Annotated in this window: 8 protein-coding genes; 4 read left to right on the top strand and 4 right to left on the bottom strand. The window is 41.6% G+C overall.

The window, feature by feature from the left end:
* The first annotated feature begins 88 nt into the window (after nucleotides 1-88).
* Entirely contained in the window at nucleotides 89-1,150 is a 1,062-nt protein-coding gene (locus DI077_RS02445) for a fatty acid desaturase (protein WP_109020006.1), read from the top strand.
* Nucleotides 1,151-1,392: 242 nt separating this feature from the next.
* On the opposite strand, the gene DI077_RS02440 is transcribed toward DI077_RS02445, so the two are convergent.
* The 3 genes from DI077_RS02440 to DI077_RS02430 form a co-directional block, all read right to left on the bottom strand.
* Nucleotides 1,393-2,316, bottom strand: coding sequence for an ankyrin repeat domain-containing protein (locus DI077_RS02440; protein ID WP_109020005.1), 924 nt, complete (start codon nucleotides 2,314-2,316; stop codon nucleotides 1,393-1,395).
* 117 nt (nucleotides 2,317-2,433) lie between these two features.
* Complete coding sequence (locus DI077_RS02435; protein ID WP_109020004.1) at nucleotides 2,434-3,129, bottom strand: NADase-type glycan-binding domain-containing protein; 696 nt, start codon at nucleotides 3,127-3,129, stop codon at nucleotides 2,434-2,436.
* Nucleotides 3,130-3,135: 6 nt separating this feature from the next.
* Nucleotides 3,136-10,734: a TIGR04388 family protein gene (locus tag DI077_RS02430; protein WP_242935320.1), complete on the bottom strand. Its 7,599-nt coding sequence runs from the start codon at nucleotides 10,732-10,734 to the stop codon at nucleotides 3,136-3,138.
* A gap of 678 nt (nucleotides 10,735-11,412) precedes the next feature.
* On the opposite strand from DI077_RS02430, the gene DI077_RS02425 reads away from it, so the two are divergent.
* Nucleotides 11,413-14,142 (top strand): fibronectin type III domain-containing protein, encoded by a 2,730-nt coding sequence (locus DI077_RS02425; RefSeq protein WP_167837224.1) that lies wholly within the window; start codon nucleotides 11,413-11,415, stop codon nucleotides 14,140-14,142.
* A gap of 29 nt (nucleotides 14,143-14,171) precedes the next feature.
* Here the strand turns inward: DI077_RS02425 and DI077_RS02420 are convergent, their stop codons facing one another.
* Entirely contained in the window at nucleotides 14,172-15,032 is an 861-nt protein-coding gene (locus tag DI077_RS02420; RefSeq protein WP_135354932.1) for an Ig-like domain-containing protein, read from the bottom strand.
* Nucleotides 15,033-15,520: 488 nt separating this feature from the next.
* Here DI077_RS02420 and DI077_RS02415 point away from each other — a divergent pair, with 488 nt between their 5' ends.
* Entirely contained in the window at nucleotides 15,521-15,799 is a 279-nt protein-coding gene (locus DI077_RS02415; RefSeq protein ID WP_109022130.1) for a FitA-like ribbon-helix-helix domain-containing protein, read from the top strand.
* Nucleotides 15,783-16,181, top strand: a complete 399-nt coding sequence (locus DI077_RS02410) for a type II toxin-antitoxin system VapC family toxin (RefSeq protein ID WP_109022129.1) — start codon at nucleotides 15,783-15,785, stop codon at nucleotides 16,179-16,181. Before DI077_RS02415 ends, DI077_RS02410 begins: the two co-directional genes overlap by 17 nt.
* Nucleotides 16,182-16,237: the final 56 nt, after the last annotated feature.

The raw sequence follows: 16,237 nt of genomic DNA, 5'->3' as shown, positions 1-16,237 counted from the left end.
TTCCATTTACCAGGTATCAGTTTATAAAACGGAACGACCGCTTCGAAAAAATCCTGTAAGATATCCGATCGTCAGGTAGGAGAATGCGATGACCTCTTTAGTATTGGAAAGAAAAACGAAAATGTTTTCCGAAAAAGAAAAAACAAAACGAATCATGAAATGGATACGGTATTCCGATTCGAAACTGAGAAAACGATTCACTTTTTTACGTCATCAAAATGCAATCGGTTTTGGAATTGTGATCGGTTCCGCATCGGGAATGATTTTATTGGGAAGCCTATACATCGCAGGACTCCTCCCTTTTTGGATCTGTATTATTGGAAATGCGATCTTCGCTTCTTTCTTACATGAAATGGAACATGATCTCATCCACAATATCTACTTCAAAGAAAATCCGAAGATACAAAACTTTCTCTTTTGGGTGGTTTGGTTGTTCAGAGCCAATGTGGTCAATCCTTGGTTTCGAAAAGAAATTCATCTTTTGCATCATAAGGTATCGGGAAACAAAGAGGACATAGAAGAAAGATTTATCAGCAACGGCATGCCTTGGGGATGGAAACGGATTTTAGTAATGATCGATCCGATTCTGGCAGTCGTATTGCAAGGACCGAAAATCAAAAAAGATGCGATTCGTTATTTAAGAAAAATCAAATCCCCGGCGACCAAAGGACCGTATCAATCCGTTTTTCTTTTGCTATGGTATACTTTTTTAGGCTGGGGATTGTTCTCTTTGGTAAACATCGCACTTGCCAACCCCTTCCATGAAACAGGCATTATCGCAAATATTCATTCTATCCTAAACACTACCGCAGTCGTTTACTTGATTCCTTGTTGGTTGAGACAATCCGCGATCCAAATCGTTTCTTCCAATATGCATTATTATGGCGATGTCAAAAGCTTATACCGGCAAACCCAAGTTTTGGATTCCTGGCTCACTTTCCCCTTACAACTGTTTTGTTTTAATTTCGGCGCCACTCACGGAATCCACCATTTCATCGTAACGCAACCGTTCTATCTAAGACAGGCAGTCGCACCTAAAGTAAAACCGATTCTGAAAAAATACGGAATCCCTTTCAACGACTTCAAAAGCATGGCTCACGCAAATCGTGAAACAAATCCTGAAGGAAATGATGCAACCCAAACAGTGTAATCTGGGCGCCTCGGATTTATTCTGTGGATATAAATGAAATCCACATCCCCGACCCGGCTCTCCCTCGACGGCAACGCTCGGTCGATCCGGTGGCGCGGGAAGGGATTTTGATCCGGTAAGTGTTCAATACTTTGGTTTTTATGAGGCTCAGAAAAGATAACGGCAAGAGTCTATGGAAGGTATTCGATCTAAGTTAAGTTAGAAAAAACTAATCGGCGAATACTATAAGAAGAAAAATCCTCTCAATACTTATCTAAATAATCTTCCCAATTATTTGGATAAAGTCTCTTCGCTTCGTTAATTGCTGCGAGTGGGATTGGAGTGGCTCTGTAGTCGATTCCATTTTTCTTTAAGAATGCAACAACTTTCATTTTTTGTTTGTATTGTTCGGAGTTTAGGGGGAGAGTGTTAAAACGTAATTTGTCCGCGATAAATAATGGATATTCTTCTTTCGTATTATAATTTTTCCCACTAGCAGTGCCAAGTTGATGTTTGTATTCGATTCCATTTTCGAGTAAGTATAATACGATATCCATGTGATCTTGTATTAGAGCTTCTTTTAGTGGTGTCTCACCTAGTTCATTTTGAAAATGTATATCTGCACCCACTTTCACTAATAGTTTTACATTTTCTAATCTTCCACGTTTACTAGCATTTAGTAACGGAGTATATGTAATTGTACCGCTACTTATTTTCCCTTTCCCTTCTATATTTGGATTACCTCCGTGCGCTAATAATAATTTTAATACCCTCGTGTCTCTCGCACTTGCTGCATACATCACAGGTGAATAACCTTCTGAAAGTGAATTCCCTTGTTTGTTGGGGTCTGCACCTAATTCTAGCAATGTCCTAATGGAATCGTACCTTTCATTTTTAACCTCCATAGACAACAAAGTTTCTTCAAACTTGGGCTCTCGGAAATCCACATCCAGCTTCTCCTCTTGCACGATTTTTTTCATTTTTTCAGTATCTTGTATCACTGCAGCCTTGGTTAGTTCCCAAACGGGAGTTCCTCGGAATAATCTAAAATCGTAACCAGTAATTCTGGTTCCAGGAGGCAGGGGTGCATCTAAATCAATCAATCCCATATTTACTTTTGTTCTAAAACGCCATTCCGCACAAGAGATGGAAATAAATATGCATACTATATAGATCAAGTATTTCATAAAATACACCCCTATCTTTTCTCGATTAAATGCATAGTTTTTCTATATTCAATCCTTTATATTTTTGTCCCAAACGGCTAACGTAAAATCAGAAATGATAAAATTTTTCCATTGAATCTAGTTTTTCTCTGGCACAACAATAGAAAAACTAGCGTCAGAAATGCAGGTATCCTTATACTTAGAACCAGGATAGATATCTTTGATTATAATCTTAAATAACAGATCCATCTGAAGATAGGGATCCTTTTTAAGTTTAGGAATGATTTTTAGTTTAAACTTTTGCTCATCCATCGTATCCATTAATTCAATCTCATGAAGGCTATTGAAGAGAGGACCTTCATATATTTTTATATCTGTTCCAGCAGCCGTATCTGGTCCTGATACGGACATTGTATATCCAACCTCCTGCACCTCGATAGAAACTTTCTTAACTCTATTATTTGCTAAAAATAAATCTTTGTTTCTGGCAAATCCATTTGTAACCTTAAATAAAGAATAGTAGTCTCCTCTTTGCAAAATTTCTTTATATTCATTAATACTTGGGTCGTTTTGATATGGCACATAGATGAATTCTGCTATTCCTTGGTTTTTTGATACACACCATGCTGTTTCTTTTTTATAGTCATGTATTTTCGGGGGAATATATTCATCCTGAGGTTTGCCCTTCTCTATTAAGAAGGAACTAGCGACTGCTTGAAAGCACTCTCTTCCTTTAAGGCAATCGTTTACATTGACGTAAAGTTTCTCAAAATTAAGATCCCTCGCTTCTACAAATAAGGTGGGAAAGATGAGTAATAGAATCGAATATCTCATTTCCTGTTATTTCTCCTTTTGGATATTTTCAATTACGAATGCAGTCTTTTTGCCTATATCCCATTTACCGAAATCATAATGAGCATACATTCCCGACCCTTGGTAACTAGTATTATTCGCATTTCCATACGGATCATGGACTATCCAACCCGTAGAATCATAACCTACAATCACTAATCTATGACCTCCGATAACTGGAGAAACGTTAAATTCCCCACCAACTACTACCGGTTTGCCTTCACTCAAAGCCTTTTTGATAGAATCTGTTTTCCAATTATTTGGATCAGGTTTATACTGAGTTGGGCTTATTCCAGAAATTGGAACCAAATCTACTTTTAAATCAATCAATTTCTGATCATATTTTGCAAGGACCTGCTTTAAATATTTATCTTCTTTCAACTCCGTTCCACTAACAAGAACCCCATCGTTATTTGCCTGTTTGATAAAATCATCCACAAATTGATACATTCCATTTTGAGAAGTTGCTCCCATATATTCAGCGACGATTGAAGTTGAAGTTGGTGAACATTCATTACCCGGATAAAGAGTATAATCAGAAAATTCTATTTTGCTAGTATTGTCTCTCTGAGAATCGTAAGCTACCTGATTTAAAATCATTCCTTCTCCATTTTTTAATACGGTAACACGATCCGTACTATTTTCAGTATCGATTTTATCACCATACCTATTCACAAGAGTTTCTGCAGTGATTCTCGCATAATTTTCTCTTGTATAATCAATTCTTGCTTTTAACGGATCTACCTTTGCATTCTTAATCGTTGCATTCAATTCAGATTGCAATTTTTGATACAGCTGCTTTTGCTCCGGGGTCGAACTTGGAGTATTAAGCCCATTTTCCTTTGCGAATTTTTCGAGTAAGTCCTTTGATTTTATAGAAGCATCATAGTTGAAATATGCATCTTTAATCATTTGAGTTCCGATCTTCTCTATTGTCTCATGAATTTTTTCAGGAGGTGTCGTTTCTGAAAATTCTAATTTTAAACTACCTCCTTTCTTAAAATCATTCACATTCGGGAGTTCTACTGCTTCGATAAATCTCTGTTGTAAGGTAGCAGACGAATTCGAAATCTCACTCACATTCAAAGGGCGAGAAGCAACTTCAGGTTTATTTCCCACTGTGCTTTCGTTTACTACGGGACTGTAACCAAACCCCATAGATGTATTTCTGATAACGCTGTTTAAACTATCTTTTACTTTATTTGGAATTTTCTTTTTCAGCGGTTCATAAACTGTCTCAGAGAAAGCTTGAGCAAAGCCTCCCGCACTACCCTCTACTGTTGCATGAGGTATTTCTATTAATTTCATTGGATTAACCGTTTCCGTATTTTCATTTTTAAAATAATGATCTACGAAGTTCTCTATTTTGTGACCCTTAAAGATTCCTGATGGAGTCATAATCGTTTCCGTGTGAGTTCTACCATTGGGACCAATGAAAGGAAATAAAGGCCTTTGCACTAAAGTATTCAACGGATCAGTCGGAGTGATGTATGCATCAATTTGATTCCATCCCGTATTGAATGCATTGGAAATCCCATTGGTAAGAAAGTTGGTTCCGGCAGGATTGAAAGTGATCGCAGGAATTCCAGTCTGTAGAGAGATGGAAGCCGCCATTCCTCCACCTAAAGAATGACCTGTTGTCATTATAATTGCACTTGGATCATGTTCCTTTAGATACTTTTGAATCTTTCTTGCATTATCAAGGGCAAGTTCATATTGAGTCGAACTTCCTACCACAGCACTCGCATTTGTTGCCCCGTCTTGACTTATTGGCCCTCCTTCTGTTCCTGCCAAAGCATATACATAAACCGTTCTCTCTACTCCATCTATCGTTGCAGTTCGTTTCACTATCATAGAATCCAAACCCGATTTAGTATCTTTAAAACGTAGGTTTTCTAAAGTTGTCCCACTAAAATCATCCGGACCAAGAATCTTAAACAGATTTTCACTTTTTCCAAGTAATTGATCTTTTTTATCTTTCGGAACATCAGAATACACTGCTGCAGCTAACAAGGCCGCATCTGCTTTAGATAATACAGACGGATTGACTGCAGGTGCATCATTCCACCAGTCTATTGGCATTTGAGCAATTTCCTTCACATGATTAGCCATTCGGTCCACTGAATTGACAAGGTCCGTGGAAAGGTCTTTGATTGAATCTGTTAGGTTATCTTTCACCCGATCGACAACATCGGAGATTTTATCCAGAACGGTCTCAACACCGTCTTCAGTCTTTCTCCTAGCGACCTCGACGACTCTTGCACCGATATTCGTTGGTATCGGAGAACTGTTAGATGTTCCACCTAATCCGACAAAGGCAAGGGCTGCGGTTCCAAGGCTGGTCAAAGCGGCGATCGCTACAGTCCCGACATCGACAACGTTATTAATTCTATCCAATGCTTGCTCTCTCGCAAATTCACTCATAGAGTTTATAACATCCTGAGCAATTCCACTCTTTAGCAATTGCTGATTTTCTTTCTCTATCGTGATCTTGCCTGCAAGCTCTGCGATTTCATTATCAGACATCCTACTCACATCCGCATCAGGCATATTGGCTTTTACTGTGGCTAGATTCGATGCCTTTTGACGTATTTCATCTGTTGCGTCCTGTGCCTTATTAATATTTATATCCGTCCAACTGATTTCATCATATCTGAATCCATCTTGAGTCATTGTTGCCAAATTGACTCCGTTTAACTGTCCTGAGGTGGATAGTCCGTTGCGGTCAATTGTGGAGGTGAGTCCGAGTCCTGTTGCTGAATTTGTATATCCTACACTTCCCGAGAATCCGCCTCCGTTGATATCATAGTTTGCTCCGAGGTTCCAGCCTTGTCTTGGACCTTTGTCATTTGGGTTGTAATTCGCCCCAATTGTGGTGGCACCGTTCGTTGTGCTACTTGCCGTTAATTGAATACCTTTGAATCCTGATTCCATAGAACCGGATACAGTTGTATTCCCTCTCTGAGAGAAACTGATGGAAACATTTGCCTTGGCTCCCCCAAGTCCAAGGGAACCTCCCCAACCGTTTTGTTTGTCATAACTGACTCCGAGACCGAGTAAAGATTTTTCTAAAAGCGGATTTAATTTCGAGGTTAAGCTTGTGGATAATTCATCCGTAAGCGCTGAAAGTTTGTCACCGATAGGAATTTTAACTTTCCCACCTATTAAACCAATGGCACCATTCGCAAAACCTGCAAGCATCCCTTCTTTGCCATTTCGACTTCCGTCTACAACCTGAACTCCCAGATTGATGACAGCCGCGCCTAACTGTGCGCTACCAGCTCCAAGCACAGTCAAACCTTTCAAGACTGTTTGCCCAAATGCCCCACCTGCTCCGAGTGTGGCCGCTGTCGTAACGGCTGTGATGACTGTTGACCTTACGGCTTCGTTTTTAGCCTTATTATCCGCTTTCTTCTGTTTGATTGCTCCATACTGTTTACGGAAGGCTGCATCGGCTACATCCTTGTCCATCCCTGTAGCTTTAACGATTTCATCCACTACGATGCGTTGGCCCAGTTCATCTACAATGCCGGCATTGTCTTTGGGAAGATTGGACGTATAACTTGTACCTGGTGCTTTCATTCCCAAGGACTGATTTAAATAAGCTAGGGACTGAGCTTCCAAATTCGAATCTATTACCCCGGAGTACAACATTCGATTTCCATCACTCAACATCTTTTGAATGTCTCTTTCTTTGGCACCCATTGCGACTGCTGCGGTTTTTAAGATACCGCCTGCAAGTCCTGCCACCTGACTTCCTATCACTCCGATCGGATTGGAATTCATTGCATCTCTTGTTTTCTTCGCCGCTTGTGATCCTTGGTAGTCAGTCAACATTTGACCTACTAAATCTTTAGGAAGACCTGTCGCAGATGCGATTGCGGTTGTAGCGGAAGATTTGATCATTGCATTCTCATTTGCTTTAATCGCTGCCAATTGGTCTTTAGGTCCGGTGATTCGATTCATCATTGCATCCGCTGCATTGTCTCCGGCTACCGCCCGATAAACTGAGTTTGTGGCGCCTAAGCCAAAACTTGCCATCGAACTTCCAAATGTTGCACCGAGCATGGCACCGGAACTTCCGATCATGTTTCCAACCCCCGCCATTGCACCCATAGCTCCGCTGAGTAACATAGACGCCCCACCGGTCATAATAGCAAGTCCTCCCATCGCCGCATTGGTTAGGTTGTTTTTAGCCATATTGCTTTTGATCTTTCTTTCCTGCATCTTGCCGCGCATAAAGCTGACTAATTGCGAAGCCATCGCGATTTGATCTTCACTCCCCCCGGTAGCACGGATGAACGCTGCCGCCAAACCGGAATTAATCTGATCTTCTACCTTGCCTTTAATAGAGGATTTAATTCCTTCTATCCCTCCGGAAATATAAGCCATGATCATATCTTTGAGAAAGGAATCAGCTGCTTCCGCCGCAGCTTTGGCTTCTTGGAATTTTTTCTCGTTCCTTGACTCCGTTTGTGCTATATCGTTCAAGGCCGCAGAAGTGCGTTTGCTGTCACCCGCAAGACCGGCACTATAAAAATCCGACATCACAGCAGCTTGTTGAGCCCCGATATCGTCCCAATCCTCCTCCCCCCATACATCGAATAAATCTTTGCCTTTGGGAGCGATTACCGGTTTCACTTCCGACAAACTCACGTAACGAGTCTCTTCTTGTTTGCCACTGATGTATTCGCCTTTGCTATTTTTTCCTGCGATTTTACCATCGCTAATGATTTTAGTTACTGTGGCTACGTTTGAATTTTGATTCAACGTATAAGTATAATCTTGTCGGAGCAAAGTTTTGCAAGATTGCGGATTTACATAACAACTGCCTGCGACCGCTTTTTCTTCTGCGCTAAGATCAAGTCCGGCCGTCTGGCCTAGCATGACTTTATCTGCTCTACTTAAGGACTTTACGATCATTCCATCCTGATATTCCCAACCTCTTTCTTTGAGAAAAGATAGCTCTTTCTTATAATAATTATTAAAGCAGTCCTCAGGCGATCCTCCACCCGCCTTGCAACCATCCAGTTGGTTTGTATCGTATTTGGAAGGCTCTGTGAATCGTTTGAGTAAATCAGTCAAAAGCGGATCTCCGACGATCTCCCCCTTTTCATTGAATTTAGTAACGGCTCTGTCTTCCCATTTGATCCCATACGTTAGCTGATTGAGAAGTTTTTCCTGTTCTCTATCTGCACTTCTCTCGTTGTTTTCATTGGCGGATAATAATTGAGCATACTGGTACACTCCATTCGCTGTGTTGCTAAAAACTGCTCCTATATCTTTGCCATCCACCTTTAAACTTGTTTCCACTGTCTTTTGGCTCGCTGCGTTGAAAATCGAGAAGGATTGCCCACCGGATGTATTTGATCCTGTAAGGGAAGACGCAAATCCTCCCACAGCACCGGCAGCGGATTCCACAAGGCTAATCGTTTTATAAATGGTAGGATCGGTTTGCACAAGTCCGATACTTGATGCCAAACCACCTAACGAGAAACTTCCCAATGTGGAAACTTTATCGAATACCTCTATTTTAGATATCGCCATTAGACTTTGGTCTTTGGAGAAAAATTCTTTGACACTGATACTTGTATCTTGCGCGATGACCTGTTGTTGAACAGGTTCCTGGAATACAAATTCTTTCGTAGTAAGACTTGTTAAACTATCTTCGTAGCGACCTAAGACCGATTCGGTTCCTGTGGAAAAGTCAAAGGTTGAAGACTTACCGGAGATTAAATCCGATTTCAAGGCCGCTAAATCATTCTTTGATTCTGCGTTCGCAGCATTTTTTTGCATCTCTTCCCATTTGATGAGTCCCTCTTGTCTTTCCGTTTCCAGTTTGGAAACCCATGCGGATTTTTTGGCTTCCAGATCGGCGAGTGAATTTTCATAATCTGCCTTTGCCTGTGCTTTCAATGCATCTGCATTTACTTTCCATTGTTCGTAGAAACTACTATAACTTGCTACTTGTCCTTCCCAGTTTCGAATCGCAGGATTGATATCGTTCGTATATTTGCCCAGTTGACCTGTCAAAGAAGTCGAATTGGATCCCCAATAGTCTGCCATAACCGAAGCGTGCGCGTCATGCACTACGTATAAAGCGCGGTATCCGATGGCACCCATTTGCATTTCAGTTGTATTCCATGGACGTATTTGCCACCAACTGTCATAAGGAGTACCAACGGCTCTATCCCGAAGAAAATTCCCTTCAGTATGTGATACACCGGTGAGGCCTCCTGGCATTTGATTGTACATATTATAACTATCCGTATACAGGTTAGCAAATGTTACGCTTGTTACCGTCCGATCTCCCGTTCCCACAAGTTGGTTCAATAAAAATCTGACACCTTCCATATTATCAGATCTGATCGCCAGAAATATGGATTTGAGAGGTTCGGGAATATTTGCAAAATCCCTGGAACCAGGACTTTGTTGCCATGCCACAAATCGTTGGTTGTCAGGAACAGAACCGAATGAATCCGAATAAATCGAACTGATGATACCGGAAACATCTGTTGTATAAATATTCATACTGGGATCAAAATTCAAAGTAGTTTGGTAAGTATCGATTCGATTGGCAAAAGAAGTCGTATTGGTAGCCGCAGTGTTTCTGACTCCCGCCAGAAAAGATGTCACCTCTGTAGAAATGGAGGTGAGAATGTTGGAACTGTCCAAGGTTGTTTGGTTCAGAACTGTTTCCATTCTTCCAATCAAGTTAGTCAGCATGATTCCCGCATCATTCAATCCTGCCTGATTGGCTTTTTTATAAACGCAGTCATCCGGTTGGTTGCAGGTATCGACTAACATTCCTTTGAACTGATCGACGATTCCTTTGATTCCGGTTTTAACAGCTGTTTTATAAGAATCGATTGCGTTCAGATTGTTCTGGAAAGTGGCCTCCGACTCGTCCATAGAATCCAGGAATTGGCTGTACTGGCTTTCTATCGTTTGCAAAGAGGTCGCAAAATCATTGAATCCCTGTTGGGCATTCTGATTGAAATTTTGGCTCCATTGGTTCGAAGCATTGGCAATCTGCTGTTGCAATTGGAGCGCTTGGTTATGTGTGTCCTGTCCGGAAAGCGTTGTTTGTATTCCGATTCGATTCAGATATGTGGTATCGACTCTGTTTGTATTGAGTCTGAGCACGAACTCATTTCTATTTTCCAGAAAATCCAGGTTCGCACGATCTTCCCAGGTATTCAGAGCCGCGATTTTCTGGGATTCCAGTTCCTTTTGCACATAGTCTTTATACGCATCAACATTGTTATACGAATCGCTTGTGGTAATGTTTGAGACATAATTGTAAATCGCGCTGTCGGCGGCGGCTTCCCAATTGGCACGGAGCAAACCTTTGTAATACGTTACCTGATCCGTCCAGCCTGCGATGGAATTCAGAAAGTAAGACTGGCCGTAAACCTGATTCATTACATTCGAATTGTATTCATCCATCTGCAATTGGGGGATGACTTCTTGGGAGAACGTTCTACCTGCAAAGAACATTGCGAGGACGAAAGAACTTAACCCGATCCATGCTTGGGTTTTAGTAAATAATGTAAAATTCTGCTCTTTCGTCTGCTCTTGTTTCATGGTGCCATCTCCAGTGTTTGCCAACTAATACCAATTAGAAGTTAAAGTCAAAAAAATATACGGGTCGCCCGTTCGTTTTGTTGTTTCGTTTTTTCAATTTTCTAAAAAAAATTTCCCGGAAATCCGATTGGGACGATTTTGACTTTATGGCACCTTTCTACTGTTAATTGATAAAATACGAATTGTGTTTGGCTGTGTATTATCATGGGAACCTCTTTGCCGAGGTAAGTCGGCTATAGAAGAAGGTCAGGAAACTAGTGGTTTGGTTCTGGTTTTTAAAAAAATTTGCGGTTTTTTACGAAAAAAGTTAAAAGAGGCAGATAGGATGTGGGACGGGAGTCGAAGGTATACCATCCCCGCCCTATTGAGACTGGGTGGGGTAAACCACCCGCCACCCAATGCGTTCCCTCTAACACATCTTCCTCCATAGCGCAAGCAAAACCCTAGCAACAGAAATTTTTATTCCAATAAGTTCGCCTTTTTGCCGCATGGTGGCAACTGACACAGGTTTATATTGTAAAATTTCTAAAAAATAAATATTTTTTCCCTTTTTTATTTACCAAAAGGAATATACAGATAATACCCATTATCCAAATGCCAGAACGATCTTTCTGCTTGCTTTTGACCTTTTGTTTATTCAGTTGTGGGCCGTTAGCGCCCGAGGACTGGGCACCATCCATGTTTACAGTATCTTTACTATTAGGCGGAAGTTCGACAAACAGCTCAAAATCACTCAAACCAGGGCAAACAGTCAATCTCAACGGAGGACAGGGAACTGTCACCGGAACAGTTGTAGATACCAATGGAGACGGCATCGCAGATGGAATCGTGATTTATAATGGCAGTTCGGGAGGTAGCTCCGCCGACAGCAGTGCACCGCCCAATCTCATACTGATCGATTCCGACGGGGATGAAATTCCCAATGGCGTGGACACAAACGGAGACGGTATTATCGATTATTATCTTTCCATCGGAAACGGGAGCTCGATCAGTTTAACAACGCAACCGAATGGTGGGGGAAACCACGTAACAGTCGTTCCTGGACAAGGTTTTGATTCCAACGGAGACGGAATCGTGGACAATCCCATCTTAGGCCAAATCGCAAACGATACTTCTCCCCCTACTTCGTCCATCCTTCCTGCAGGAGGATCTTATCCTTCCGCAGTCAGTCTTACGATTAGTTGTTCTGATAACATTGCACCAAGCCAGATGGTTTATACCACAGACGGTTCCACACCAAGTTTCAATCCAATCAACGGAATCATTAGAAATCCACCTAGTGCTCGTTTTACTGCGGGAGCGGGAGGAAACGGAACTTATGTTGTCAAATATCTGTGCCGGGATCTGGCAGGGAATTTATCAATCACACATACCGAAACCTATGTGATTGATAACAATGTTCCCACCGTGACTGCAAGTCTTGCTTCCATCTATGTGAGTAACATTGGAGGAGCGATCAACTCATCCCTGCTCACTTGGTCAAGCAATGTGAATGGAAACTACAGCGTTCGATCTGGTGGGACAAATTGTACAGATGGGGTCGAGCTTTCCAATGGAAGTGCAACAGCGACAACCCCGAATACTGCTACTAATTTTGCCGCAAGTTCCTTATCGATTGGAAATACTACCATCCGGGTTTGTGTTACAAATCCAAACAACGGATTTACCGGTTCCTATGCACTTACCATCACAAGAGACGACACTCCACCCACTGTCAGTGCTAGTCCGACGAGCGGTAGTTATATCACACTTATTTCCGTATCGCTAACCTGCAATGACACAGGTGGAGCTGGCTGTGACAAAATCGCATACTCTACTCAGACTGGTTCTGCTCCGACTGATCCTGCAATTACCGGAACAACAGGGACAATTACTTCGGGGGTTTTATATTCCAGTGCGATTGCACAGGCAGACCTTGCAACGACTTATATAAACTTCATCGCCCGTGACCAAGCAGGAAATACCTCCTCAGTTTCCAGTGAAAATTACATGATAGACACTACCATTGTCACCCCTTCTCAGGTCTCCGCTATTGGTACTGGAACAGAAATCTATGTGCAATGGGCTCCCGTTCTCAACGCTACAGAGTACAGGGTGTACTACAGCACTTCCAGTCCAGTGACTACTTCCTCTGCTAGTATCACAGGAATTAGCGGACTGTATCACACAATCACTGGTCTTGCGAGCAATACAACTTACTATGTTCGGGTGGATGCAAGGAACGGTGCCGTGGGTGGAGGAGTGAGTGCGCTCTCAGGAGAACAAACCGTGTTTACCACTACCGTCCCGGTCGGCACTGCCATCTCAGGAGGTCATTTCGATATATCCGCAGGAGAGGGCGCGAATTCCGGAAATAACCCGAGAGCATTGATCGATACTGCTTCCGGAAAACTATTGGTAGTGACTAACAATGGTGCAAATAACGGTAAACCGAGTTTGTTTCGTTGCAATCTGGATGGGAACGGCTGCACTCATACGGATATTTCCGCAGGGCAAGGAACTGACTCCGGATTTGAATTAACGGTAGTTATTGATTCCGCTTCCGGAAAACTATTGGTAATGACTAACAATAATGCGAATAACGGCAAACTGAGTTTGTTTCGCTGCAATCTGGATGGAACCAGTTGTACGCATACCGATATCTCTGCAGGCCAAGGAACTAACTCCGGTCAGGCCCCTAGAGCAGTCATCGATTCTATCTCCGGGAAATTACTGGTTGTGTCTACAAATGGAGCAAATAGCAGTAAACCTAGTCTGTATCGCTGCAATCTAGATGGAACCAGTTGTACCCACACAGATATTTCCGCAGGACAAGGAGCAAATTCAATCTCACTTTTTCCCGGTGTGGTCATTGATTCTGTTTCTGCAAAGCTGCTTGTGGTGACTTGCAACGGAGCGAACACTAGCAAACCGAGTTTGTTTCGCTGCAATTTGGATGGAACCAGTTGCACTCATACAGATATTTCCGCAGGGCAAGGAACTAGTTCTGGAGAGAGGCCAACTGTAATCATCGACACTAGCTCAGGGAAACTTTTGGCATTCACTTCGAATGGTGCGAATGGAGGAAGGCCCGGTTTGTTTCGCTGTAACCTAGATGGAACAGCTTGCACTTATGCAGATGTATCTGCAGGCCAAGGAGCAAGCTCCGGTACTTATCCGTCTGCGGTGATTGATCCTATTTCGGGGAAAATATTGTTTGCGACCATGAATCAATTTAATAATAGCAAGCCAGGATTATTTCGTTGTGATGCAGATGGTACGAACTGCACTCATACGGATATTTCCATGGGACAAGGAATCAGCTCAGGCCTCCGACCTGCCATACTGATCGAGCCTAGTTCGGGGAAACTATTTGTAGTGACTATGAATCTGGCGAATAACACCAAACCCAGTTTGTTTATTTGGTAAAAGTTTTTGCCCAGGTTGCTAACGATTATTCATAACGCCGCGCCCGCTAGTTTAATAGTGATTGCTTTGGGAGTTAGAGAAAATCCGTCGGTGTCTTTGATGTTATTTGTGAGAGTAATCGTATAACTATACATTGGGAAAGCGAAAATATTGTTGCCACTGAAGATAATTGAGGCAGTATTTCCGGATACTGATGGCGTTATCGTAGTTCCCCCAGTAGAAAAGCCTATATTGCCAGGAACCATTGTAGATGCATCGACTGTGTTGCTAAAAACAAAAGAGCATAAGAAGCTGGCTGGGGAAGGACCGGTAATTGTCGGTGCATTCTGTTCTCCATCCACCGGACTAGAGCTAACAACTGTAAACTCTGTTGTCAACGTAACCGTCTGATCTAAGGTGTAAGTAGTAAGCCCCAGGAGAGTAAAAGTACCAGAATCGGAACCTTGTGTGACCGTGGTACCATTGACTACCAAACTGAAACTTCCAAGACTGACACCGGCGGAACTTGTTACACTGATCGTGTAGGTGCCGGGACGAAGTTTGAGTAAAAACTTACCAATCGCGTTCGTTGTCGCAGTAGTGCTAACGGCAACTACATCTTTTACAGAAGAGGAAGTCGAACCCAAACTCAAGGTAGCGTTTGCTACGGAAACACCCGAACTTTTTAATTGGCCTAATACTTGCAAAGTGGCAGAGGTATCAGCAGTGCTTACCGATGATCCTCCTCCGGCCAAAAGGGCAAGTGCTCCTGAGCTGTTTGACTCTGAAGTGGTAGGATTGAGAACGGATTGGATGGCAGGGTTGAAGTAACAATTCGAAAAAAATAGAAAGCCGATGATTAGAACCGGGATTTTAATGAGTAAATTTGATATAGAATTCTGTTTTTTCATTTTGATATCCCCGATTTTCCCTGTCTCTCGGAAAAGGATAGCATCTATGCAGAAGTTTTCTAGAAATAAATTGCTCAAAAAGAGATTTTAATCAAAGCAAAATTCACTACGAACGGAAGATTTATCCCCTAAACGAGGGATGCTCATTTAATAATATTTCGCAGACTATTGTTGGTTTTTTATTTCACCTAATTATGGTAAGGTACGATCCCTTTCTCAAAAATAGTCCTTTGCATTATCTCTTTACCAGGTAAACAAATTGGTTTTGCGCAGTCTGTAATATTCCAAGTCACTACGAAGAGCTTTCCTGAGGCAGGATTAATCAGTAATCTCTGACTGTTACTGAAGTAAACAAAAGCTAAACCCAAAACCACCCCGTGCGCCTTTCCAGGCAAAGGCACACCGTTTTTATTACCCTACCTATAGTATGACATGAAAAATGCTTGCAAACTCATGAAACGATCCCACATTAAAAATAGATACTAAATATGGCAAACCTACAAGTCAGAGATATTGATAATAGACTCTATGAGTCTTTAAAAAGAAGAGCTGAATTAGAACATCGATCCGTTAGCCAGGAAGTTGTTATGATTATTGAAAGCCATCTCAAACGAGATAATTTAGAAACCGAATTACAAACTCTTGAGTTTCTTAAATTGGCTAATTCTTGGCATGATGATAAAAGTGCTAAAGAAATAATTTCTGATCTTAAATCATCTAGGTCTAAAAATAACCGATCAAGGATTACGAATGAGTTATTTGATTGATACGGATATTATCATCTATAGTTTGAAGGGAAACGAAAAGGTCCAACAAAACCTAATTGATAGAAAGAATATTTCAAAATCCATTTCAGTCATCACATATGGGGAATTGATATTCGGGGCCAAGAAATCGAAAAGTAGAGAAAAAAATTTAGCTACTGTATATAGAATCGGGGAGCTATTTCCAGTAATTGAGCTTACAAAGGGAATCGTTGAAACCTTTGGAGAAGTTAAGTCTGCGACACAAAAGAAAGGAAATACTATCGACGATTTTGATCTACTAATAGGTTCAACTGCATTATTTTTGAATTATACATTGGTTACGAATAACGAAAAACATTTTTCTATGATTCCTGACTTAAGAATAGAAAATTGGAATAAATAGTTTACTTCAATACGGAAAAAACGGCGCAGATCACTAGCAACATCAAAGATACTGAC

Source organism: Leptospira kobayashii (assembly GCF_003114835.2).
Taxonomy (GTDB): Bacteria; Spirochaetota; Leptospiria; order Leptospirales; family Leptospiraceae; genus Leptospira_A; species Leptospira_A kobayashii.
This window is presented reverse-complemented; position numbering and strand designations above follow the sequence as displayed.